We start from the raw sequence: 22,860 nt of genomic DNA, 5'->3' as shown, positions 1-22,860 counted from the left end.
GCAGGGCCCATGTGGGAGCGAGCAGGCTCGCTCCCACAAGGGGGCCTCAGTGTATTGGGGATTCAGAGCGGCGGGGTTTCCGGGTTCGGCTTGCTCTTGTCGACGCCCGGCACGTGCAGGTTGCCCTCGGCCACCTGGTCGCCTTCGAGCTGCGGCTGTGTGACCCAGGTCAGGATGTCGTAGTAGCGGCGGATGTTTGCCACGAAATGCACCGGTTCACCGCCCCGGGCGTAGCCGTAGCGGGTTTTGCTGTACCACTTCTTCTGGGAAAGGCGCGGCAGGATCTTCTTCACATCCAGCCACTTGTTCGGATTCAACCCTTCCTTGGCCGCCAGTTTGCGAGCGTCATCCAGGTGACCGCCACCCACGTTGTAGGCGGCGAGGGCGAACCAGGTGCGGTCCGGCTCCTCGATGCTGTCGTCCAGCAGGCCCTTTATATAAGCCAGGTACTTGGCGCCTCCCATGATGCTCTGCTTGGGATCCAGGCGATTGGACACGCCCATGGCCTGGGCGGTGTTCTGGGTCAGCATCATCAGGCCGCGCACGCCGGTCTTGGACGTGACTGTCGGCTGCCACAGTGATTCCTGGTAGCCGATGGCCGCCAGCAGGCGCCAGTCGACTTTTTCGGCCTTGGCGTAGTTCTTGAAATGCTTCTCGTACTTGGGCAGACGCTGCTGCAAATGCTGGGCGAAGGTGTAGGCGCCAACATAACCCAGGACATCAACGTGCCCGTAGTAGCGATCCTTCAGGCGTTGCAGGGTGCCATTCTTCTGAACTTTGTCCAGGTAGGCGTTGATTTCGTTGAGCAGGCTGTTGTCTTCGCCAGGGGCCACGGCCCAGCTCTGGTTGCTGGCATCGCCCAGGTCGAAAGCGACCCGCACGTTGGGGAAGTACACCTGGTTCATTGCCACTTCGTTGGAGTCCACCAGCGTCAGGTCGATCTGGCCTTCATCCACCATGCGCAGCAGGTCGACGACTTCTACCGCGTCGGACTCTTCGTATTCGATGCCGGGATATTTCTGTTTCAACTGCGCCAATTGTTCGGCGTGGGTGCTGCCCTTGAGCACCATGATCTTCTTGCCCGCCAGGGCGGCCGGGTCGGTGGGGCGTGATTGGCCGTTGCGGTAGATGATTTGTGGGGTGACTTCGAGGTAGGAGTGGGAAAATCGCACCTGACTCTTGCGTTTTTCGCTGCTGACCAGGCCGGCGGCAGCCAGTACCGGGCCGTTGGGCTTGCCCAGCTGGGTGAAAAGGTCATCGAGGTTGTCGGCGGTCTCGATTTTCAGCTCCACCCCCAAATCGTCGGCGAAACGCTTCACCAGCTCGTATTCGAAGCCGGTTTCACCATTGCGATCCTGGAAGTAGGTGGCGGGGCTGTTTCGGGTAACCACCCGCAGCACGCCATCCTCCTTCACGCGCTCCAGTGTGTTGGGTTTCTCAACACAACCACTGAGCACCAGGAAGAGTCCGGTTGCGATCAGCCACTTGGCGTACCGCGGACGCAAAGCCGTTGGGGAAAACATCTGCGCAGTATACGCAAACGGCCCCGACCGCCATATCTCGACAGCAGAAGGCCAGTCTGCTAGCGGTTGCAAAACATGTCCGCAACACAGGCGGGCCGGGGGGCGCCGTGTTTTGCCCCGATGAAAAATATCTCGGTACGACCGTGCAAACGGGGGCCGGAAGAGCCATTCCTGCAAAGACCGACATTCGGCCAGCATCGTACGTGCCGTTTCGGGTGCCGTCGCCAGCGGTTTAGGCTAGAATGCACGGCCTCAAAGCACACCCCCTTCCCGAGGCTGTCCCGAAGATGTTGATCCTGCGCGGCGCTCCTGCCCTTTCTGCCTTTCGCCACAGCAAACTCCTTGAGCAACTGAGCCAGAAGGTTCCGGCTGTCAGTGGCTTGTATGCTGAATTCGCTCACTTCGCCGAAGTCACCGGCGGTTTGACCGGCGACGAACAGCAGGTGCTCGCGCGCCTTCTGAAGTACGGTCCCAGTGTTCCTGTCCAGGAGCCGACCGGTCGTCTGTTCCTGGTGCTGCCACGTTTCGGCACCATTTCGCCATGGTCGAGCAAGGCCAGCGACATCGCCCGTAACTGCGGCCTGGCGAAAATCCAGCGCCTGGAGCGCGGCATTGCCTTTTATGTTGCCGGTGAGTTCAGCGAGGCCGAGGCCCAACTGATCGCCGAGGGCTTGCATGACCGCATGACCCAGATCGTCCTGGGCAACCTGGAGCAGGCCGCGGGCCTGTTCAGCCATGCCGAGCCAAAACCGCTGACCGCCATCGATGTGCTGGGCGGTGGCCGTGCCGCACTGGAAAAAGCCAACGCCGAACTGGGCCTGGCCCTGGCCGAAGACGAGATCGATTACCTGGTCAACGCCTTCCAGGGCTTGAAGCGCAACCCCCACGACATCGAACTGATGATGTTCGCCCAGGCCAACTCCGAGCACTGCCGGCACAAGATCTTCAACGCCAGTTGGGACATTGATGGCCAGAGCCAGGAAAAAAGCCTGTTCGGCATGATCAAGAACACCTATCAGATGCACAACGAAGGTGTGCTCTCGGCCTACAAGGACAACGCCGCGGTGATCGTCGGCAACGTCGCCGGGCGTTTCTACCCGAATCCTGAGACCCGCCAGTACGGTGCGGTCCAGGAGCCGGTGCACATCCTGATGAAGGTCGAGACCCACAACCACCCGACCGCCATCGCCCCGTTCCCGGGTGCGTCCACCGGTTCCGGTGGCGAGATCCGCGACGAAGGCGCCACCGGTCGCGGTGCCAAGCCCAAGGCTGGCCTGACCGGCTTCACCGTATCGAACCTGCAGATCCCGGGCTTTGAACAGCCGTGGGAAAAGCCGTACGGCAAGCCCGAGCGCATCGTCAACGCCCTGGACATCATGATCGAAGGTCCTCTTGGGGGCGCGGCGTTCAACAACGAATTCGGCCGTCCGGCCCTGACCGGTTACTTCCGTACCTTCGAGCAATCCATCACCACCCCTCGCGGTGAAGAAGTGCGCGGCTACCACAAGCCGATCATGCTCGCCGGCGGCATGGGCAACATCCGCGCCGAACACGTGCAGAAAGGCGAGATCCTGGTCGGTTCCAAGCTGATCGTCCTCGGTGGGCCGGCCATGCTGATCGGCCTGGGCGGTGGCGCCGCTTCCTCCATGGCCACCGGCACCAGCTCGGCGGACCTGGACTTCGCCTCGGTCCAGCGGGAAAACCCGGAAATGGAACGCCGTTGCCAGGAAGTCATCGACCGTTGCTGGCAGTTGGGTGAACACAACCCCATCAGCTTCATCCACGACGTCGGCGCGGGCGGCCTGTCCAACGCCTTCCCGGAACTGGTCAACGACGGTGGCCGTGGTGGCCGCTTCGAACTGCGCAACATTCCGAACGACGAGCCGGGCATGGCCCCGCACGAAATCTGGAGCAACGAATCCCAGGAACGTTACGTCCTGGCGGTCGGCCCGGCCGACTTCGAGCGTTTCCAGGCCATTTGCGAACGCGAGCGCTGCCCGTTCGCCGTGGTCGGCGAAGCCACTGCCGAGCCGCAACTGACCGTCACCGACAGCCACTTCGGCAACAGCCCGGTGGACATGCCGCTGGAAGTGCTGCTGGGCAAGGCTCCGCGCATGCACCGTTCGGCCGTTCGCGAAGCCGAGCTGGGCGATGATTTCGACCCGTCGACGCTCGACGTTGCCGATTCCATCGAACGCGTCCTGCACCACCCGGCCGTGGCGAGCAAAAGTTTCCTGATCACCATCGGCGACCGCACCATCACCGGCCTTGTGGCCCGTGATCAAATGGTCGGCCCGTGGCAGGTGCCGGTGGCCGACGTTGCCGTGACCGCCACCAGCTTCGACGTCTACACCGGCGAAGCCATGGCCATGGGTGAGCGCACGCCGTTGGCGTTGCTGGACGCTCCGGCGTCGGGCCGCATGGCGATTGGCGAGACCCTGACCAACATCGCGGCCTCGCGCATCGGCAAGATCTCCGACATCAAACTGTCGGCCAACTGGATGTCCGCCGCCGGTCACCCGGGTGAAGACGCCCGCCTGTACGACACCGTCAAGGCTGTCGGCATGGAGCTGTGCCCGGAGCTGGGCATCACCATTCCGGTGGGCAAGGACTCCATGTCCATGGCCACGCGCTGGAACGACGAAGGCGTGGACAAGAGCGTCACCTCGCCGCTGTCGCTGATCGTCACCGGTTTCGCCCCGGTCACCGACATCCGCCAAACCCTGACCCCGCAACTGCGCATGGACAAGGGCACCACCGACCTGATCCTGATCGACCTGGGCCGTGGCCAGAACCGCATGGGCGCCTCGATCCTCGCCCAGGTGCACGGCAAGCTCGGCTCGCAAGCGCCGGACGTCGACGATGCCGAAGACCTGAAGGCGTTCTTCGCGGTCATCCAGGGCCTCAACGCCGACGGTCATCTGCTGGCCTACCACGACCGTTCCGACGGTGGTTTGCTGACCACCGTGGTGGAAATGGCTTTCGCCGGCCATTGCGGCCTGAGCCTGACCCTCGACAGCGTTGCCGAGTCTACGGCTGAAATCCCGGCCATCCTGTTCAACGAGGAACTGGGCGCGGTGATCCAGGTTCGCCAGGACGCCACCCCGGACATCCTTGCCCAGTTCAGCGCAGCTGGCCTGGCCGACTGCGTCTCGGTGATCGGCCAGCCGATCAACAACGCCCACATCAACATCACCTTCAACGGCGACACCGTCTTCGAAGGCCAGCGCCGTCTGTTGCAGCGCCAGTGGGCGGAAACCAGCTACCAGATCCAGCGCCTGCGCGACAATGCCGACTGCGCCGAGCAGGAATTCGACGCGCTGCTGGAAGAAGACAACCCGGGCCTGAGCGCCAAGCTCAGCTACGACGTCAACGAAAACGTGGCCGCGCCTTACATCAAGAAAGGCATTCGCCCACAAGTGGCGGTGCTGCGTGAGCAGGGCGTCAACGGTCAGGTGGAAATGGCGGCTGCGTTCGACCGCGCCGGTTTCAACGCGATCGACGTGCACATGAGCGACATCCTGGCCGGCCGTGTCGACCTGAACGACTTCAAGGGCATGGTCGCCTGTGGCGGTTTCTCCTACGGCGACGTGCTGGGTGCCGGTGAAGGCTGGGCCAAGTCGGCACTGTTCAACAGCCGCGCCCGCGACGCGTTCCAGGGCTTCTTCGAACGCACCGACAGCTTCACCCTCGGCGTGTGCAACGGTTGCCAGATGATGTCCAACCTGCACGAGTTGATCCCGGGCAGCGAGTTCTGGCCGCACTTCGTGCGTAACCGTTCCGAGCAGTTCGAAGCGCGCGTGGCGATGGTCCAGGTCCAGGAATCCAACTCGATCTTCCTGCAGGGCATGGCCGGTTCGCGCATGCCGATCGCCATCGCCCACGGCGAAGGCCATGCGGAATTCGAAAGCGAAGAAGCCCTGCTCGAAGCCGATTTGTCCGGTTGCGTGTCGCTGCGGTTCGTCGACAACCACGGCAAGGTCACCGAAACCTACCCGGCCAACCCGAACGGTTCGCCGCGCGGGATCACCGGCCTGACCAGCCGCGACGGCCGCGTCACGATCATGATGCCGCACCCGGAACGTGTGTTCCGCGCGGTGCAGAACTCGTGGCGTTCGGACGACTGGAACGAAGACGCACCATGGATGCGCATGTTCCGCAACGCCCGCGTCTGGGTGAACTAAGACGGTGTACAAGCTCTGCTTCTTCGTCCCGGCCAGCCACCTGGACGTGGTCAAAAGCGCCGTATTCGCCGCCGGTGGCGGACGGATCGGCGCCTATGATCACTGCGCCTGGGAAGTGCTGGGCCTGGGCCAGTTCCGCCCCTTGGACGGCAGCCAGCCGTTCATTGGCGAAGCGGGGCAGGTCGAGCAGGTCGAGGAATGGAAAGTGGAGCTTGTCGTGGCCGATGAGTTGATTCGTGCGGCGGTGGCGGCGTTGAAGCAGAGCCATCCCTATGAGACACCGGCTTATGAAGTGTGGCGGTTGGAGGATTTTTGACCTTCCCCCGCTCGAATGAAAAACCCGCTGATTAGATCAGCGGGTTTTTTATTGCCCACGATAAATCCCCTCGCCACAAGGATCCTGGTCTGTCAGACGCGCCGAAGTTTCCGACATGTTTTTAAGGTTGTCCCTCGGAAGCGAGGGCTCTAGCCTTTGGGTGTCGCTGCCAATTCAGCGACCGGATTTGACCGTCCGAACTCACAAGACGCACCAGCGCACCAGGACCTATTTCAGGCGTTTTTCTTTCGTCTGAGGTATCGTGTCGCGGCGGCTGTGCGCGGGACGTCTTCGGACGTGCCGGTTTCCTTGTGAATCGGTCGGTCAACCCGCGTACAGCTGCCACTTTTTTGTTTGACCGCGAAATGGTGGTGGCTCCATCGATACCGAAGCCCTGCTAGCCAACCTCAGCGAAACCCTTGCTTCAGCCAATGCCATTCTCAGCGACCTTGCCTTCGATCTGGAAGGCTCGCGGCGGCACATGTTGTTGGGAGTGGCGCAGATAATTGAATTAGGGACGTTGTTGGCGAACAAGGCTTTGGATCGGGTAGAGCTTCGGACCGGATGCAAGTAAGTGCCGGCCTCATCGCGAGCAGGCTCGCTCCCACAAGGGACGGGTGTCGACCACAAGTTGTGAACACCACAAATCCACTGTGGGAGCGAGCCTGCTCGCGATAAATCGAAAGATGAATACAACAATCCCGGCAGAGCACTGAACCTGTAGCGAGCAAGCCTCAAGTGACAGCATCAGCCACCCTGTCGGGTAGATGGCATGGGTTTGAAACTACTGGTGGATGTTTTCGAGCCGGCAAGCTTCTTTCTCGATGCCAATGCACTCGACCGGTTCACTCACGCCTTTCTCGAAGCGGCGTGCATTCATCAACAGGCCTCCCTTGATACCGCCGATGAATGCGAAGGCACCTTCACGGGAACCAGCGCTACGTACCGACAAATCCACCGCCGTGACATTAGGCCTGACTTCATACACCCAACCGCCGTTTTCTGCTTCCTGGGTTGCCCAGAGCTTGGCTTCGCTATAGTCGCGAAATGCCACAATGACCGATTGGGCCCGGGGAGACTCCGGCCACCTCACCGCTCTCAAATTCGCTGGCAAAGAGTTCCAGGCCCGTAACCCATTGGCAAGCGCATCCGCGCCCTGGACCGCTCGGATCCGCCGTGACCTGAAGCCAGGCGGTATACCACGGCTCCTCTTTTCCATCTGCCGGTGTTCCGGCGCCCCATGCATCGTGGCTGGGCTGCCACACACGCGCGCACGCTACCGCGACGACAGCTGTCGCCCGGGTAAAACCGTTATGAGTTGTCATGATTTGATGTCTCATCTGGAACGGTGAAGCCCTGTCGAATCACATACGTCATGACTGCCTATGCTTCGACGTGACACGTTTCACTATGGATTCTGCGGGGGGCGACCTGCTGGGCAGGGCCTCGACCCACCACATCAGTCCTGAGGGTAGATCAAGGTGGGTGAGGCGGTTGCGTTGCGCTTCCGGGGACTTGTAACAAGAAGTGGGAGGGACATAGTCTCAAGACCTGACAATTCGGTGTGTCAGGCAAATTGAGTTGACTGCTGTGGGGCTGCTGAGCAGCCCAGCGGGAGCAAGCTCCCTCGCCACAAAGGCTTCTTGCAGTAAGGGCGTGGAGTTATGGACGGATCTCGATCATGGTGCCATCCGGCACCAGGTTCCACACCTCGCGCATGTCCACATTGCGCATGGCAATGCAGCCATCGGTCCAGTCCAGGGTGTGGAACAACTGCTCAGGGTTTTCTTCGGAATCAGGGGTGCCATGGATCATGATCATGCCCCCCGGTTCCACGCCTTCGCGGCGGGCGCGGGCGGCGTCGCTGATGTTGGGGTAGGAAATGTGCATCGACAGGTAGAAGCGGTCGCTGGTCTTGCGCCAGTCGATCCAGTAGAAACCCTCGGGGGTGCGCTTGTCGCCTTCGATCAGCTTGGGGCCTTTTTTGGCGCCTTTGCCCAATGAAATGCGATAGGTCTTCAGTGGTTTGCCGTCGTTGATCAATTGCAATTGATGGGCGGACTTGAGCACCAGCACTTTTTCGATGGTCTTGCCGTTGTAGGTTCCCACCGCAGAAGCCTGGGACACCGCAGCGAACGACAAGCAGAACAGGACAAGCAACCAGCGCATTGAAACGATATCCCTAGAGGTGTCGCGGCTATTATGGATTTTTAGGTATTGGCAGGCTGGGCCAGCGGCGGGATCGATTCGGATCGCACCGGGTAGTCCTCGGTTCGCCGGTCAGCATAGAAGTATTCTAGGGTACGGCCCACCGTGCGGAAAGCCAGCTCGTCCCAGGGAATGTCCGCTTCGTCGAACAGTTTCACTTCCAGGCTCTCGGGCCCGGCGGCGAAATCTTCGTCCACCAGCTCGGCGCGGAAGAATACATGCACCTGGCTGATATGCGGAACATCGATCAGCGTATAAATGCTCAGGTTGCGCACGCGGGCGCAGGCTTCTTCGGCGGTCTCGCGCACGGCGGCCTGCTCGACGGTTTCGCCGTTCTCCATGAAACCTGCCGGCAATGTCCAGTAACCGCGCCGTGGCTCGATGGCACGCCGGCACAGCAGCACTTTGCTGCCCCAGGTCGGCACGCAACCGGCCACGATATTGGGGTTCTGGTAGTGGATGGTGTGGCAGGTATCGCAGACAAAGCGCAAGCGCGAGTCGCCTTCGGGGATACGCTGGGTTACCGGGTTACCGCACTGGCTGCAGAATTTCATGCTTGGGTTCCTGAATGCTGCGCCTATCTTGGCGTCTGCGGGCGGCTGTCGGCAAGTTGTCGTTTCGCGACACGTCGCAGTGCGGGGGTTGGGCGGCTTGCCTGATTGGTGCATGATGCAAGGTAGCGAATAAATCGAGAAGTCTCATGCTGGACGAGCTACTGCATCGAGTAAGCAACCATACCCCACGTGATCTGGAGACTGACCGACGTTTCCCTGAAGCGGCGGTGCTGGTGCCCATTACCCGCAGTGACGAGCCGGAACTGGTCCTGACCCTGCGCGCCAGCGGGCTTTCGACCCATGGCGGCGAAGTGGCATTTCCCGGTGGGCGTCGCGACCCGGAAGACCCGGACCTGATTTTCACCGCCTTGCGCGAAGCCGAAGAAGAAATCGGCCTGCCCCCCGGCCTGGTGGAAGTGATCGGCCCCCTCAGTCCCTTGATCTCGCTGCACGGCATCAAGGTCACGCCCTACGTGGGGGTGATTCCCGATTACGTCGAATACCAGGCCAACGATGCCGAGATCGCCGCGGTGTTCAGCGTACCGCTGGAGTTCTTTCGCAAGGACCCGCGCGAGCACACTCACCGCATCGACTACCAGGGCTGCAGTTGGTACGTGCCCAGCTATCGTTTTGGCGAGTACAAGATCTGGGGCCTGACGGCGATCATGGTGGTCGAGCTGGTCAACCTGATGTTCGACGCCGGCATCGACCTGCACACTCCGCCCAAGACTTTCATCAATACCTGAAGCCCCGAGGAACCTCATGAAATACCGCCTGGGTGATGCCCGTGTCGAAACCCACCCACAGAGCTGGGTCGCCCCCAACGCCACATTGGTGGGCAAGGTTCGCCTCGAAGAAGGCGCCAATGTCTGGTTCAACGCGGTGCTGCGTGGCGATAACGAACTGATCCTGATCGGCAAAAACAGCAACGTGCAGGACGGCACCGTGATGCACACCGACATGGGCTTTCCGCTGACCATCGGCACCGGCGTGACCATCGGCCATAACGCCATGCTTCACGGTTGCACGGTGGGGGACTACAGCCTTATCGGCATCAATGCGGTGATCCTCAACGGCGCGAAGATCGGCAAGAACTGCATCATCGGCGCCAACTCGCTGATCGGCGAAGGCAAGGAGATTCCTGACGGTTCGCTGGTGATGGGCTCACCCGGCAAGGTTGTGCGGGAATTGACCGAAGCGCAGAAGAAGATGCTCGAGGCCAGCGCGGCGCACTATGTTCACAACGCGCAGCGCTACGCCCGCGACTTGGCCGAGCAAGAGCAATGAACCCGCCAGAACGCCCGGTTCCGTCGCCCTGCGTGAACATCTGCGCCCTGGACGATGACGACATCTGCACCGGCTGCCAGCGCACCGTGGCGGAAATCACCCGTTGGAGCCGGATGGACAACGATGAGCGACGCAGTGTTCTGGCGTTGTGTCATGAAAGGGCCAAGGCCAGTGGGTTGGTGTGGATGTTGCCGGTGAGGCGCTGACGCCCACACAAGACTCTGTAGGAGCACGTACCTGTGGGAGCAAAGCTTGCTCGCGATGCAGGCACCCAGGTCGTCAGGTGGACCGCGTGATCGTTCATCGCGGGCAAGCCTTGCTCCCACAGGTTTGGCCTCCACAGATATTTTTCCTCAAAATCTTTATTTCAGCGACGCCACCGATCCAATCCCACCACCCCCAGCGCAATCGCGACAAACCCCGCCAATACCCCTGCGGCATTGATGAGCACCTGTGGATAACCCAGGTTCGCCACGTCAATGAAAGGGTAGGGGTACGCCGCCAGTAATTCCCCCCGTAGCAGGAGCCACGCGAAGTACACCACCGGGTAAATCATCCACAGCCCGATGTGCTTCATGCGCAAGGTGCCCTTGGGCACGCAGAACCACCAGTAGGTCATGAACAGCAACGGCATGACGTCGTGCAGCAATTCGTCGGCCACGAACTGCCAGCCTTCGGGTTGCCACAGATGTCGCAGCAGCAGGTTGTAGGCCAGGCCGACCAAGGTAATGCTCACGGTAATGCCGCTGCTGACCCCCGGCTGCAAGAACCAGCGCCGGGCCGGCGATTCTCGCTGGATCAGTTCCCAGGTCAGCACCACGGCCACCAGAGTGTTGGTCAGCACGGTGAAGAAACTGAGAAAGTTCACCAGGCCGCCGAGCAAGCTCGCGCCCAGTTCCCAGCGACCGAGCAGGATCAGGTACAACTGGATGCTCAACCCCGCCCAGCCCAACAGGGCCGCCACTGACACGAAACATTGTCGCAGCGCGGGGCGCCGACGGATCTGAATGTCCACGGCTCAGACCGGTCGTTTGGTGCGCATCAGCTTGATGTACAGCCGCTCGACTTTCTCCCGCGCCCACGGCGTCTTGCGCAAAAAGGTCAGGCTGGACTTGATGCTCGGGTCGCTCTTGAAGCAACGAATGTCGATGCGCTCGGCCAGACCCGACCATTCGTAGTGCTGCACCAGGGCGTTGAGGATCTGCTCCAGCGTCACGCCGTGCAGCGGGTTGTTGTTGGATTCGGTCATGGGAGGCCTTCGCGCAAAGAGGTGTAAAGCCGCGCACCTTAGCCGAGGTGCCCGCGTGGTGGAAGTATCACTGAAACGCTGCCTGTTTGTTTCGCGGCTTTGCGCAACGCCTACTGTTACCGAATCCGAAATGATTCATGTCAGTAAAAGGCCTTTCTCTATTTGTAACAGGACATTATCCTTGCACCGCCTGCTGAAACGCTTCTTCTGCCGTGCCAAAGCCCCCCGGCGTTCAGCGATTCCCCTAAAAAGATCAAGAATTCCTTCTTTATGTTCGATGTTCAGACTCTGCAAGACAGCGCTGTCCGGCACTGTATTGCCGCCAGAAACACCCTTCACCTGATGGCCGGTCTCGGCGTCTTGGGCATTGCCATCGGCGCTCAGGCCGCTCCCGCGTTCGACAGCGACTCACCCTGGATGCTGGGTGACTGGAACGGCACGCGAAGCGAACTCGCGAAACAAGGCTACGACTTCAAGTTCGATTACACCGGCGAAATGGGCAGCAACCTGCACGGCGGCTACGACCATGACCGCACCGCTCGCTACAGCGACCAGTTCGCCTTCGGCACGCACCTGGACCTGCAGAAAATCCTCGGTTGGCACGCCGCCGAGTTTCAACTGACGGTCACCGAGCGCAGCGGCAATAACATCAGCAACGACCGGATCAACGACCCGCGCGTTGGCGGTTTCACTTCCGCCCAGGAAGTCTGGGGCCGTGGCCAGACCTGGCGGTTGACGCAGATGTGGTATCAGCAGGCATTTTTCGATGACCGGCTCGATATCAAGGCCGGTCGTTTCGGTGAGGGCGAGGATTTCAACAGCTTCCCCTGCGACTTCCAGAACCTGGCGTTCTGCGGCTCGCAAGTGGGCAACTGGGTGGGCGGCATCTGGTACAACTGGCCGGTCAGCCAGTGGGCGCTGCGGGTCAAGTATCACCTCACGCCTGAGCTGTATGCGCAGATCGGGGCTTATGAACAAAACCCCTCGAACCTGGAAACCGGTAACGGCTTCAAGCTCAGCGGCAGCGGCACCCAGGGCGCCGTAGTGCCGGTGGAGCTGGTGTGGTCGCCCAAGTTCAATGGCCTGCCGGGCGAATACCGCGCCGGTTATTACTACAGCAGTGCCAATGCCACCGACGCCTACAAGGATCGCAACGGCCAGCCGGCCGCCCTGAGCGGCGAGGCGTATCGCAGCGCGTCGAGCAAGCATGGCGTGTGGTTGGGGGCGCAACAGCAACTGACCAGTGTCGCCAGTGATCATTCCCGTGGCCTGAGTGTGTTCGCCAACGCCACGATGCACGACAAGAAAACCAACGCCATCGACCACTATGTCCAGGCCGGTCTCGTCTACAAGGGGCTGTTCGACGCCCGCGCCAGGGATGACATCGGTTTTGCCCTGGCTCGGGTTCACGTCAACCCGGCTTACCGCAAGAACGCCGAGGCCACCAACCAGGCCCGCGCCGTCCAGGGTTACGACAACCCGGCCTTTTTGCCGCCTCAGGACACCGAGTACAGCGCCGAGTTGTATTACGGCGTACACGTGACGAACTGGCTGACCGTGCGCCCGAACCTGCAGTACATCCGCCATCCAGGTGGCGTGGACAAGGTCGATGACGCGCTGATTGGCGGGATCAAGATTCAGTCGTCGTTCTAGTCAGTGCACAAGACCCTTGTGGGAGCGAGCCTGCTCGCGGTAGCGATTTCACATCCAACATTGAAGTCGACTGTCACGCCGCCATCGCGAGCAGGCTCGCTCCCACAGCAACCGCTTCAACCCAATTACCTCTTTCAACTGAACCATGCCCCCTCAAGATCGTCATCTACAGTGACTACTTGCGCGGGACTCCTTAAAACCTCACGGAGAATCACACTATGAGCACTGAGGGTGCTATGAGTCGAAGCCGTCTGCTACCGAGCCTGCTCGGCATTCTGCTTCTATTGATGGGCCTGGCCCTGTTGGCGGGGGGAATCAAGCTGAGCACGCTTGGCGGCTCGCTGTATTACCTGCTGGCCGGTATCGGCCTGGCGCTGACCGGCGTGCTGCTGATCATGGCCCGGCGTGCGGCCCTGGGCCTGTACGCGCTGGTGCTGTTCGCCAGCACGGTGTGGGCGCTGTGGGAAGTGGGCCTGGACTGGTGGCAACTGGTGCCGCGTCTGGCAATGCTGTTTGCCTTGGGCATCGTCATGTTGCTGCCGTGGTTCCGCCGTCCACTGTTGACCCCCGACGCTTCGCCCATGGGCACCCGTGCTTTGGGCGCCGCCGTGGTCATTGCCGGCATCACCGCGCTCGCCAGCCAGTTCACCAATCCGGGTGAAATCGAGGGCCAACTGGACCGCGACAGCGTGCCTGGCATGACCAACACCGCCCCGGCGATGCCGGACGGGGATTGGAACTCCTATGGCCGCAGTGCCCATGGTGACCGTTATTCGCCCCTGGCGCAGATCACCCCCGAGAACGTCAGCAAGCTGGAACCGGCCTGGACCTATCGCACTGGCGACCTGCCAGGGCCGAACGACCCGGGTGAGACCACGGCGGAAAACACACCGCTGAAGGTCAACGGCATGCTCTACGTGTGCACGCCCCACAGCCAGGTGATTGCTCTGGAGCCTGAAACCGGCAAGGAAATCTGGCGGTTCGATCCGAAGCTTTCCACGCAGAAAGCGGAAAACTTCAAGGGCTGGGCCCACATGACCTGCCGCGGCGTGACCTATCACGATGACGCGGTGTACGCCTCGGCCGAGCAGAGCCCGACCGGCGTGGCCAGCACCACGCCGGCCAGCACCGTGTGCCCACGCCGGATCTTCCTGCCGACCGCCGACACGCGCCTGATCGCGCTGAACGCCGACACCGGCAAGATGTGTGAAGACTTCGGTGACAAGGGCCAGGTCGACCTGACCGCCAACATTGGCGGCTTCACGGCCGGCGGTTACTACTCCACGTCGCCACCGGCCGTGACCCAGAACCTGGTGGTGATCGGTGGCCACGTCACCGATAACGTCTCCACCGACGAGCCAAGCGGGGTCATCCGCGCCTATGACGTGCACACCGGCGAGCTGGTGTGGAACTGGGACAGCGGCAACCCGGACGACACCACGCCGATTGCCGAAGGCCAGACCTACACCCGTAACTCGCCGAACATGTGGTCCATGTTCAGCGTCGATGAAAAACTCGGCATGCTCTACCTGCCGATGGGTAACCAGACGCCCGACCAGTTCGGTGGTTTCCGTACACCAGAATCGGAGAAATACGCCGCCGGCCTGACCGCGCTGGATATCGCCACCGGCAAGGTGCGCTGGTACTTCCAGTTCACCCACCACGACCTGTGGGACATGGACGTAGGCGGGCAACCGACGCTAATGGACTTGAAAACCGCCGATGGCGTGAAGCCGGCGGTACTGGCATCGACCAAGCAGGGCAGCATCTACGTGCTGGACCGCAGCAATGGTCAGCCGATCGTGCCGATCAAGGAGATCCCGGTGCCGCAAGGCGCGGTAGAGGGTGACTACACCTCGCCGACCCAGCCGATGTCCGACCTGAACTTCGTGCCGCCGGTCCTCCAGGAACGCGACATGTGGGGCGTGACCCCGTTCGACCAGATGCTGTGCCGGATCGACTTCAAGTCGCTGCGCTACGAAGGCATGTTCACGCCGCCGTCGCTGCAAGGCTCGATCGTCTACCCAGGTAACTTCGGCGTGTTTGACTGGGGCGGTATTTCGGTTGATCCGGTACGCCAGATCGCTTTCGTCAATCCGAGCTACATGGCGTTCAAGTCGAAACTGGTTCCTGCGGCCGAAGTGGCCGGCGGTCCGGGGCGCAAGAGCGAGACCGAAGGCGTGCAGCCGAACAAAGGCGCGCCGTATGGCGTGATCCTCGAAGCGCTGCTTTCGCCAATGGGCCTGCCTTGCCAGGCACCGGCCTGGGGTTATGTGGCGGCCGTTGACCTGACCAACAACAAAACTCTGTGGATGCACAAGAACGGCACCGTGCGTGACAGCTCGCCGGTACCGATCCCGCTGAGCATGGGCGTACCGAGCCTGGGCGGCGCCTTCACCACCGCCAGTGGCCTGGCGTTCCTGAGCGGTACCCTCGACCAGTACCTGCGTGCCTATGACGTGAAAAACGGCAAGCAACTGTGGGAAGGCCGCCTGCCAGCGGGCGCCCAGACCACGCCGATGACCTACACCGGTAAGGACGGCAAGCAGTACGTGCTGGTCGTCGCCGGTGGCCATGGTTCCCTGGGTACCAAGCAGGGTGACTATGTGATCGCTTACAAGCTGCCGGATTAAGCAAAACCGGCGCTCATGAAAAAGGCGACACCTTTGCGGGTGTCGCCTTTTTTAATGCTTCGATTTCACACTGGCCTTTGTGAACGCAACAAGTCTTTGTGGCGAGGGGATTTATCCCCGCTGGGCTGCGAAGCAGCCCTAAAATCTGACAACTCGGTGGATCAGGTCGTTTGAGGTGGTTGTTTGGGGGCTGCTGCGCAGCCCAGCGGGGATAAATCCCCTCGCCACAGTACAACCCCCTCACCACAGGGGATTGTATCCACCTCAGGTTTTACAACTCGATCTTCACCGCCTGGGAAGCCCGGGTCGCCTTGGCGCGGGCGGCGTTGATGGACTCGTCTCGCGCCAGGGCCACGCCCAGGCGGCGCTGGCCGTTGACTTCCGGTTTACCGAACAGGCGCAGGGCGGTGTCCGGTTCGGCCAGGGCTGCGCCGAGGTTGGCGAAAGCGGTCTGGGTCGACTGGCCTTCCACCAGGATCACCGCCGAGGCCGATGGGCCGAACTGGCGGATCAGCGGGATCGGCAGGCCGAGGATGGCGCGGGCGTGCAGGGCGAACTGCGACAGGTCTTGGGAAATCAGCGTCACCAGGCCGGTGTCGTGTGGGCGCGGCGAGACTTCGCTGAACCACACCTGGTCACCCTTGATGAACAGCTCGACGCCAAACAGGCCGCGACCACCCAAGGCTTCGGTCACGGCTTTAGCCACGCGCTCGGATTCAGCCAGGGCCACCGGGCTCATGGCCTGGGGCTGCCAGGATTCCTGATAGTCGCCTTTTTCCTGGCGGTGACCGACCGGTGCGCAGAAGGTGGTGCCGCCAACATGGCGTACGGTAAGCAGGGTGATTTCATAGTCGAAATCGATGAAGCCCTCGATGATCACCCGGCCCTTGCCGGCACGGCCGCCTTCCTGGGCGTAGTCCCAGGCTTTCTGCACGTCATCGGCACTGCGCAGCAGGCTCTGGCCCTTGCCCGAAGAACTCATCACCGGCTTTACCACGCACGGGAAGCCCAGGGTTTCAACGGCCTTGCGGTAGTCTTCCACGGTGTCGGCGAAGAAGTACGGCGAGGTCGGCAGACCCAACTCTTCGGCGGCCAGGCGCCGGATGCCTTCGCGGTTCATGGTCAGTTGCGCGGCGCGGGCGGTGGGGATCACGGTGAAGCCTTCAGCTTCCAGTTCCACCAGCGTGGCGGTGGCGATGGCTTCGATTTCCGGCACGATGAAGTGCGGCTTCTCGGCCTCGATCACCGCGCGCAGGGCTGCGCCATCGAGCATGTTGATCACATGGCTGCGATGGGCCACTTGCATGGCCGGCGCGTTGGCGTAGCGATCCACGGCAATCACTTCAACGCCCAGGCGCTGCAGTTCGATTACCACTTCCTTGCCCAGTTCACCGCTGCCACACAACAAAACGCGGGTCGCGGTGGGCGACAATGGAGTTCCGATACGGGTCATCTGAAGGTCCTCAAACAGGAGCGGAGCATCGAGGGTCGCGCGCCGGGCGAGCTTCCCATGGGGAGAAAGCGCGGCATTTTACATGAACCGCAGGTTTTGGCTTCAGCCGGTGACGGCCTGTTTGCGCAAACGCCAGGCCATGATCAGCCACACTGCGGTGACCCCGGCAAATTTCGAGACCAGCGCGGTGATCACCACAGCCGGTGTCAGGGCATCGATCATGCCGAAGAAAATGAAGGTGTCCAGAGGAATACTCAGGGCCGAACTGATCCACAACCGGTCATGCAGCGGACGCTTGGTGATGGAGAACACCAGCCAGTCAATGCATTCGGATACCGCGAACGCCGTGGCGCTGGCCAGGGCAATGGTCGGGTCGGAGGTGACGTAGGACAACACCAGCGCCACCAGCATCGCCACGATGGCGCCGTGGCCGAATCGAGTTTGCACCATGTCGCGCAGGACAAACACCAGCCCGCCCCAGGCCGACCAGATGATGTCCAGGTGCGGCGCGGCGGAAAACGCGAAGTTGATCAGCACGACGCTGCTGATATAGGCGATCAGGAAAAGCATGGATCGGGGTACCTGGTGGTGACGGATAAAGTGCGATAGCCCCTGTGGCGAGGGAGCTTGCTCCCGCTGGGCTGCGAAGCAGACCCAAAACCTGACAAATCGATGGATCAGATATATCGAGGTGACTGCTTTGGGGGACTGCTGCGCAGCCCAGCGGGAGCAAGCTCCCTCGCCACAGGGGTTGTGTTCAGTCAATGGTGGAGGGTACTTCAGCCACCGCTAGTCCCTCAATTTTCCTCGCTGTCATCCGCCTTCCAATACCCCACCGCCTTCACAAAATCCTGATCCAACCCTTTCTCCTCCAACAACACCTTGCGAATCTGTCGCGACACCTTGCTCTCGGTGGCGACCCAGGCGTACAGCTTGCCGCCGGGCATTTCCAGGTGCTGCACGGTGGTCAGCAGGTTGTTCTGGCGGCCTTCGCGCAGCACCCAGATCACGTGTACTTGCGCGGGGCTGTTAAGGATTTGCTGCTCGGCGCCGTTTTCCACTTCCACCACCACCAGCGCACGCCGGTTGGCCGCCAGGTTTTCCAGGCGACGGGCGATGGCGGGCAGGGCGGTTTCGTCGCCGATCAGCAGGTAGTGGTCGAAGATGTCCGGGACAATCATCGAGCCCCTTGGCCCGGCGATGTTGAGGTATTGCCCGGGCGTCGCCTGGGTCGCCCAGGTCGCGGCAGGCCCATCGCCATGCAGCACAAAGTCGATGTCCAGCTCCAGCGTCTGCAGGTCATAACGGCGCGGGGTGTAGTCGCGCATTTGCGGCATCGGGCCCTGATCCTTGCCAGCGCCGGGGGCGAAGTTTTCCAGGGCGGCGTGTTCCTCGGCGTTCTGTGGGAACAGCAGTTTTACGTGATCGTCGCTGCCGAGGCTGGTGAACCCGGCCAGTTCCGGCCCGCCCAGGGTGATGCGGCGCATGCGCGGGGTCAGGTCCTGCACTCGCAACACCTGCAGGCGGCGGCGCTTGATCTCGTGGCTGACACGGTGAATGGTGTTTTGATCGACTTCAGTCATTGGCTGGGCTCCGAAACAGGTGGACGGTCGGGACCGTCGATAATGGCTTTGGCGGTGTTGTTGAGCAGGTCACGAATCCGCAGGGTTTCTTCCGGGCTCCACCGGCCATGGTGTTTGTGCAGCGCATTGCGCAGGTTATACACCGCTTCGTGGATTTCCGGGGGGCGGTCTTGGCCGCGCAGGGAGCGCTTGCTCGCTTCAATGCGCATGCGTACCTCATTCAACGCCGGGGCCTGGTCTTCAAGGAATAGACGTCCGGCGTCGGTCACGCTGTAGCGTTTTTTTCCACCTTCGGCGTTGCCGGCGATCAATGCGCCCATTTCCAGGAAGGTCAGCGTCGGATAAATCACGCCGGGGCTGGGGCTATAGGCGCCGTCGAACATGTTTTCGATCCGGCGGATCAAGTCGTAGCCGTGGCAGGGCTGTTCGCCAATCAGCGCGAGCAACAGCAATTTCAGGTCACCGGAGGCGAAGACCCGGGGGCCCCGGCTACCACGCTCACGGCCTGCGGGTCGACGTTCGAAACCATCGTGTTCATCGTGTTTTCGGCTGGGATGGGAAGGGGGGACTGTCATATGCCTGCTCTCCGTTCTGCATAAGATAGAACTGAGATATATCTTTATCCGTAGATATATCTTTGACCCTCGATATATCTTGGAACTAAGATATATCGAAGTTGGGTTCCAATTGTTTGAAAAAGATAAGACCTTACCCGAATCCCTTGCCTGTACGGGCGGCAAAGTAGGCCGCTGTCTGCATTCGCAGTGTTAAATCCAGGGTGTGGCTTGCAGGTGTGGGTTGTTTCTTACATCCAAACTTCGGTTTTATATAAAACAGCGTATTTTTCGTTATTGCGCATGGCGGTTTGGCTACGTGCTTTTGGGAATAGGCCTGCTTATTTTTAATTAAAGAGAGTGGATCATGCTCCGGCGTTGAAGTCAGGCCAGGCTGTAGTGGGTCTGCAACTTCAAGCCTTCTCTTTATGCTATGAACAGGTGTCAAACATGCTCAAACAAATCGTATCCGGTACTGCTCTGATCGCCGCAGCCCTGAGTTCCTCGCTGGTCTTCGCTCTGGACGATGCTCGCTCCTCTATTCATATCACCGCGACGATCCCCACCAAGCAGTTCCATGTACTGCCACGCAACCCTGACTTCGGTAAGGATGAAGTCATGCACTACAACCCGGTGACCAACTCCTTGAGCCCTTTGCGTCAGACCTTCGACGTGAAGAACACCGACGGTTCGGTGCATGCCTATATCCTGGGCGGCCAGGCTTCGCTGACCAATGGTACGGACGCCATTCCGCTGCTGACCCGGTTCAACAATGTCACCCTGACCGAGTTTCCTCAGGAAGTGGTGACTGACGCGGCATCCACTCCAGGTACCCAGGCCGACATGCTCATCATGGCCTCGACCGTGCCTCTGGAGAGCCAGGTCGGTCAATACACCGCCGACTTCACCGTGATCTTCGACGCGGTGCCTCGCCCGTAAACCCTTCACTGCCCGATGAGGCTTTTCTCGTCCTGCGGGCATGAACGCAGGTCGGCCGCCCGGCCGGCCTGTACCTGGAACGTCCCGATAGTTTGCTGATATGAGAATCCATTGATGTTTGCGATGACACCCATCGTGGGTGCGCTGGCGCTGTTGTTGTGCGCCAGTGCATTGGCTGCGCCGACCGCCCCGGGTACGACGCCCAGAAGTCTGTTGTCCCAGGCCAAGGGGCTGCCGGAGGAGTTTGAAGCCCACTTTTTCGATGTGCCTCTGGCGGTTCGTATGGAACTCGATCAACAGTACCTCGGCGAAGCCATGGTGGTGTTGACACGCGATGATCGTATTACCTTGCTCGAATTCACCGACACCCAGGACAGCCCGATCCCGCCCGTCGAGCGCGGGCAATGGGAGCAACTGCTCAAACAGGGGCGCGCCTTGGGTGCCTGCGAAGCCAAATGCACGGCGGGGCTGCTGGCGGTGCATTACAGCCTTGAACATTCACTGGTGTCGATCCTCACTGAAAAAGTGGAGCGCGGCAGCGTGGAGAAACGTTATTACGATCAGCCACAGGGGGGCAGTCTGGGCTTGATCGTCAATAACCAACTCAATCTCAACGGTGGTCAGGAGCAGGATACGGGCGGGCGTTATGGCCTCAATGCCAGTTCCAGCGTGGGTAACTGGACCCAGTCGTTCGATCTGCAGCTTTCGCGCCTGGGCGGGCCGGACGATAAGCTCTACCACGCCGTTCATGAGTTGCACACCCAGCGCGAGATGCAAGACAGTTTTTTGCGCCTGGGTTATTTCATGCCGGGCTCCGATGGTTTGAACCGTCAGATCCGTTCGTTCGGGGCCAACCCGGATACCGCGCTGGGGGTCATGTACGGCAGTTCCGACAGCCTGGTGATCAATAATCCCAAGCCCAGCGTGTACCCCATTTATGTCACCGCCAGTCGTCAGGCGGCGGTAGAGATCTATCGCAACGGCCTGTTGCTCAATACCCAGGCCGTCAGCGCCGGCTTGCAGAGCCTGGATACCCGGCCATTGCCTGGCGGCATCTATCAAGTGGAAGTGCGGCTGATTGAAGACGGGCAGACCACCGCCACGTCCCAGGAGCTGGTCTACAAGCCCAACAACTGGCGCAGCGCCGATGATCGCTGGCGCTACAACCTGTTTGCCGGCCGTGAAACCAAACTGCTGAGCAACTGGGACGATCAACCCTCGGGCTTCACGACTGCCGGGGTCGGTCTCAATTACTTGCTGCACCCGCGAGTGGTGTTGGGGCTTTCCACGCGCCAGGTGCAGGACAAGCTGCAGTACGGCACCTCGGTGGACTGGACGCTGCCCAACAACACCAGCCTCTTTGCCAACGTTTACCAGACCGAGCAATACGGCACCGGCATGGACCTGCAGGCGCTGTACAGCTACGGTCTGGGCAGTGTGGTAGCCAGCCATAACCGCAGTTGGCTGGACACGCGCAACACTTACGAAATCCTGCCTGACGGCACTCGTATCCGCCAGCGCGACGTGTTCGTCGGCCAGACCAGCAATTCGTCGCTGTCGGTCTCCCATCGACTGAGCAACAAGTCGTCGATCAACGGGCGGCTGTTCTACAGCGAAGGCAATGTCGAGGGCGCCGGTGTGGACCTGGGATGGACCCAGCGTGGCAAGCTTGGCGGCAGCGATGCCAACTGGCGGTGGTCGGTGTTCGACCGTCCGGGCACCTCCAGTACCGCCGATCAACGAAATCGCGGCGTGGACCTGAGCGTCAGCGTGGCCTTGGGCGGGCCGGGCGAGTATTGGTCAGGCAGTATCGGCACCCGCACATCCCGTGACGGAACGCGGGACAACAATGGGTCGCTGAGCTATCGCCGGGACCTGCAGGATCACGTGCTGCAAAGCGTGTCCGCCACGGTACTGGCCGATACCTATGGCGTGGGTCTGTCCGGCCTCGCCAGTTTCGACACCGATACGGTGTACGGCGACGGTTTCATCCAGCGCTCTTCCTACAACGACAACCTCACCGGTGGCTTGAACCTGAGCAGCACGGTGGCCGTGGGTGGCCAGAAAGTCGCCTTCACCGGCCTGCCCCAGAGTGGCGGCGCGGGCATGATCGTGGATGTGGAAACCGACCTGGACGACATCGTCCTGCTCGCCGACGACCTGACGGGTGGCACCACCACCTTGCGTCCCGGCCGCAACTTCGTGCCCATCACCGCCTATCAGAACAGCCTGTTGACCTTCGACTTCGACGGCGTGCATCCACCGGCGGCCAACATAGAGCCTTCACGCAGCCGCTATCACTTGAACAAAGGGGGCGTGGACTACCGCAAAGTCAGCGTGATGAGAAGCGTGACCGTGCTCGGTCGTCTGCTGGACGCGCAGGGCCAGCCGCTCAAGGGCCATCACGTGATCAACCACGCCAGCCGTGGAGTCAGCGAGGTGGACGGTTTCTTCTCCATGGAGATGAACGCCAGCTCCCCGACGCTTGAAGTGCGCTATGGCAATGACTTGCTTTGCCAGTTCCGCCTCGACCCGGATAACGCCAACAGCGAGGGCGATGTGTTGATGATCGGTGATTTGCGCTGCACGCCAGACACCCTGGCCGACAGCAACAACCCGATCGAGACGGCGGGTTGAACTTGATCCTGGCGCGCCGGCCAGCGTGGTGCGCCCTTCAGCATTGCAAGCAGTGTTCCGTGAAACGGTCGCCATCGGCCGCCTTCC

Annotated in this window: 19 protein-coding genes and 1 pseudogene; 10 read left to right on the top strand and 10 right to left on the bottom strand. The window is 61.2% G+C overall.

All coding sequences use genetic code 11. The annotated features are described in order from the left end of the window. Window positions 1–62: 62 nt before the first annotated feature. Window positions 63–1,523 (bottom strand): membrane-bound lytic murein transglycosylase MltF, encoded by a 1,461-nt coding sequence (mltF, locus tag QOM08_RS22810; protein WP_139049217.1) that lies wholly within the window; start codon window positions 1,521–1,523, stop codon window positions 63–65. Between the two features lie 287 nt (window positions 1,524–1,810). On the opposite strand from mltF, the gene purL reads away from it, so the two are divergent. The 3 genes and pseudogenes from purL to QOM08_RS22795 all read left to right on the top strand — a co-directional run. Next, window positions 1,811–5,707 carry a phosphoribosylformylglycinamidine synthase gene (gene purL / locus QOM08_RS22805; protein WP_139049218.1) on the top strand — a complete coding sequence of 1,299 codons (3,897 nt, stop codon included), beginning with the start codon at window positions 1,811–1,813 and terminating at the stop codon, window positions 5,705–5,707. A gap of 4 nt (window positions 5,708–5,711) precedes the next feature. Next, window positions 5,712–6,023 (top strand): YqfO family protein, encoded by a 312-nt coding sequence (locus tag QOM08_RS22800; RefSeq protein WP_139049219.1) that lies wholly within the window; start codon window positions 5,712–5,714, stop codon window positions 6,021–6,023. A 379-nt stretch (window positions 6,024–6,402) separates the two neighbouring features. Next, window positions 6,403–6,597, top strand: a pseudogene (locus QOM08_RS22795) (DUF6124 family protein); the annotation flags it as partial. A 210-nt stretch (window positions 6,598–6,807) separates the two neighbouring features. On the opposite strand, the gene QOM08_RS22790 reads toward QOM08_RS22795, so the two are convergent. The 3 genes from QOM08_RS22790 to QOM08_RS22780 all read right to left on the bottom strand — a co-directional run bounded on the left by QOM08_RS22790 (window position 6,808) and on the right by QOM08_RS22780 (window position 8,785). Beyond that, window positions 6,808–7,077, bottom strand: coding sequence for a hypothetical protein (locus tag QOM08_RS22790; protein WP_139049221.1), 270 nt, complete (start codon window positions 7,075–7,077; stop codon window positions 6,808–6,810). A 608-nt stretch (window positions 7,078–7,685) separates the two neighbouring features. Continuing rightward, window positions 7,686–8,192, bottom strand: coding sequence for a murein L,D-transpeptidase family protein (locus QOM08_RS22785; protein ID WP_047228889.1), 507 nt, complete (start codon window positions 8,190–8,192; stop codon window positions 7,686–7,688). A 41-nt stretch (window positions 8,193–8,233) separates the two neighbouring features. Beyond that, on the bottom strand, window positions 8,234–8,785 hold the full coding sequence (locus QOM08_RS22780; RefSeq protein WP_047228890.1) for an NUDIX hydrolase: 552 nt from the start codon (window positions 8,783–8,785) through the stop codon (window positions 8,234–8,236). Window positions 8,786–8,931: 146 nt separating this feature from the next. On the opposite strand from QOM08_RS22780, the gene QOM08_RS22775 reads away from it, so the two are divergent. The 3 genes from QOM08_RS22775 to QOM08_RS22765 are packed head-to-tail and all read left to right on the top strand — an operon-like array spanning window position 8,932 to window position 10,278. Then, window positions 8,932–9,531 (top strand): CoA pyrophosphatase, encoded by a 600-nt coding sequence (locus tag QOM08_RS22775; protein WP_047228891.1) that lies wholly within the window; start codon window positions 8,932–8,934, stop codon window positions 9,529–9,531. Between the two features lie 16 nt (window positions 9,532–9,547). Further along, complete coding sequence (locus tag QOM08_RS22770; protein ID WP_092456398.1) at window positions 9,548–10,072, top strand: gamma carbonic anhydrase family protein; 525 nt, start codon at window positions 9,548–9,550, stop codon at window positions 10,070–10,072. Further along, window positions 10,069–10,278 (top strand): DUF1289 domain-containing protein, encoded by a 210-nt coding sequence (locus QOM08_RS22765; protein ID WP_047228893.1) that lies wholly within the window; start codon window positions 10,069–10,071, stop codon window positions 10,276–10,278. Before QOM08_RS22770 ends, QOM08_RS22765 begins: the two co-directional genes overlap by 4 nt. A gap of 161 nt (window positions 10,279–10,439) precedes the next feature. Here QOM08_RS22765 and QOM08_RS22760 read toward each other — a convergent pair whose 3' ends face one another. Beyond that, a complete protein-coding gene (locus tag QOM08_RS22760) occupies window positions 10,440–11,087 on the bottom strand; it encodes a Pr6Pr family membrane protein (RefSeq protein WP_316912178.1) in 648 nt (215 codons plus the stop codon). A gap of 3 nt (window positions 11,088–11,090) precedes the next feature. Next, window positions 11,091–11,321: a VF530 family DNA-binding protein gene (locus tag QOM08_RS22755; RefSeq protein ID WP_047228895.1), complete on the bottom strand. Its 231-nt coding sequence runs from the start codon at window positions 11,319–11,321 to the stop codon at window positions 11,091–11,093. A 270-nt stretch (window positions 11,322–11,591) separates the two neighbouring features. Between QOM08_RS22755 and QOM08_RS22750 the strand changes: the two genes are divergently transcribed. Then, complete coding sequence (locus QOM08_RS22750) at window positions 11,592–12,974, top strand: carbohydrate porin (protein WP_316912177.1); 1,383 nt, start codon at window positions 11,592–11,594, stop codon at window positions 12,972–12,974. Between the two features lie 218 nt (window positions 12,975–13,192). Then, complete coding sequence (locus QOM08_RS22745) at window positions 13,193–15,607, top strand: glucose/quinate/shikimate family membrane-bound PQQ-dependent dehydrogenase (protein ID WP_139049223.1); 2,415 nt, start codon at window positions 13,193–13,195, stop codon at window positions 15,605–15,607. 271 nt (window positions 15,608–15,878) lie between these two features. Here QOM08_RS22745 and purT read toward each other — a convergent pair whose 3' ends face one another. The 4 genes from purT to QOM08_RS22725 all read right to left on the bottom strand — a co-directional run bounded on the left by purT (window position 15,879) and on the right by QOM08_RS22725 (window position 19,218). Continuing rightward, window positions 15,879–17,060 carry a formate-dependent phosphoribosylglycinamide formyltransferase gene (purT, locus tag QOM08_RS22740; RefSeq protein ID WP_316912176.1) on the bottom strand — a complete coding sequence of 394 codons (1,182 nt, stop codon included), beginning with the start codon at window positions 17,058–17,060 and terminating at the stop codon, window positions 15,879–15,881. 102 nt (window positions 17,061–17,162) lie between these two features. Beyond that, on the bottom strand, window positions 17,163–17,630 hold the full coding sequence (locus QOM08_RS22735) for a preQ0 transporter (protein WP_047228899.1): 468 nt from the start codon (window positions 17,628–17,630) through the stop codon (window positions 17,163–17,165). Between the two features lie 227 nt (window positions 17,631–17,857). After that, entirely contained in the window at window positions 17,858–18,643 is a 786-nt protein-coding gene (locus QOM08_RS22730) for a siderophore-interacting protein (protein WP_316912175.1), read from the bottom strand. Then, window positions 18,640–19,218 carry a PadR family transcriptional regulator gene (locus QOM08_RS22725; RefSeq protein WP_281459870.1) on the bottom strand — a complete coding sequence of 193 codons (579 nt, stop codon included), beginning with the start codon at window positions 19,216–19,218 and terminating at the stop codon, window positions 18,640–18,642. Before QOM08_RS22725 ends, QOM08_RS22730 begins: the two co-directional genes overlap by 4 nt. Window positions 19,219–19,647: 429 nt before the next feature. Between QOM08_RS22725 and QOM08_RS22720 the strand changes: the two genes are divergently transcribed. After that, window positions 19,648–20,136 carry a CS1 type fimbrial major subunit gene (locus QOM08_RS22720; RefSeq protein WP_139049226.1) on the top strand — a complete coding sequence of 163 codons (489 nt, stop codon included), beginning with the start codon at window positions 19,648–19,650 and terminating at the stop codon, window positions 20,134–20,136. A gap of 114 nt (window positions 20,137–20,250) precedes the next feature. After that, entirely contained in the window at window positions 20,251–22,773 is a 2,523-nt protein-coding gene (locus tag QOM08_RS22715; protein WP_316912174.1) for a TcfC E-set like domain-containing protein, read from the top strand. The last annotated feature ends 87 nt before the right edge of the window (window positions 22,774–22,860 follow it).

It is taken from the genome of Pseudomonas sp. P105 (assembly GCF_032614175.1).
Taxonomy (GTDB): Bacteria; Pseudomonadota; Gammaproteobacteria; order Pseudomonadales; family Pseudomonadaceae; genus Aquipseudomonas; species Aquipseudomonas rhizophila.
The sequence above is the reverse complement of the archived record's forward strand: the minus strand, read 5'-3'. Positions and strand labels throughout refer to the sequence as shown.

Bases quoted from the DNA above. Each gene is read 5' to 3' on its own strand.
- mltF (WP_139049217.1), bottom strand. From the start codon at position 1,523: ATGTTTTCCCCAACGGCTTTGCGTCCGCGGTACGCCAAGTGGCTGATC.
- purL (WP_139049218.1), top strand. From the start codon at position 1,811: ATGTTGATCCTGCGCGGCGCTCCTGCCCTTTCTGCCTTTCGCCACAGC.
- QOM08_RS22785 (WP_047228889.1), bottom strand. From the start codon at position 8,192: ATGCGCTGGTTGCTTGTCCTGTTCTGCTTGTCGTTCGCTGCGGTGTCC.
- QOM08_RS22780 (WP_047228890.1), bottom strand. From the start codon at position 8,785: ATGAAATTCTGCAGCCAGTGCGGTAACCCGGTAACCCAGCGTATCCCC.
- QOM08_RS22775 (WP_047228891.1), top strand. From the start codon at position 8,932: ATGCTGGACGAGCTACTGCATCGAGTAAGCAACCATACCCCACGTGAT.
- QOM08_RS22770 (WP_092456398.1), top strand. From the start codon at position 9,548: ATGAAATACCGCCTGGGTGATGCCCGTGTCGAAACCCACCCACAGAGC.
- QOM08_RS22765 (WP_047228893.1), top strand. From the start codon at position 10,069: ATGAACCCGCCAGAACGCCCGGTTCCGTCGCCCTGCGTGAACATCTGC.
- QOM08_RS22755 (WP_047228895.1), bottom strand. From the start codon at position 11,321: ATGACCGAATCCAACAACAACCCGCTGCACGGCGTGACGCTGGAGCAG.
- QOM08_RS22750 (WP_316912177.1), top strand. From the start codon at position 11,592: ATGTTCGATGTTCAGACTCTGCAAGACAGCGCTGTCCGGCACTGTATT.
- QOM08_RS22745 (WP_139049223.1), top strand. From the start codon at position 13,193: ATGAGCACTGAGGGTGCTATGAGTCGAAGCCGTCTGCTACCGAGCCTG.
- purT (WP_316912176.1), bottom strand. From the start codon at position 17,060: ATGACCCGTATCGGAACTCCATTGTCGCCCACCGCGACCCGCGTTTTG.
- QOM08_RS22735 (WP_047228899.1), bottom strand. From the start codon at position 17,630: ATGCTTTTCCTGATCGCCTATATCAGCAGCGTCGTGCTGATCAACTTC.
- QOM08_RS22730 (WP_316912175.1), bottom strand. From the start codon at position 18,643: ATGACTGAAGTCGATCAAAACACCATTCACCGTGTCAGCCACGAGATC.
- QOM08_RS22725 (WP_281459870.1), bottom strand. From the start codon at position 19,218: ATGACAGTCCCCCCTTCCCATCCCAGCCGAAAACACGATGAACACGAT.
- QOM08_RS22720 (WP_139049226.1), top strand. From the start codon at position 19,648: ATGCTCAAACAAATCGTATCCGGTACTGCTCTGATCGCCGCAGCCCTG.
- QOM08_RS22715 (WP_316912174.1), top strand. From the start codon at position 20,251: ATGTTTGCGATGACACCCATCGTGGGTGCGCTGGCGCTGTTGTTGTGC.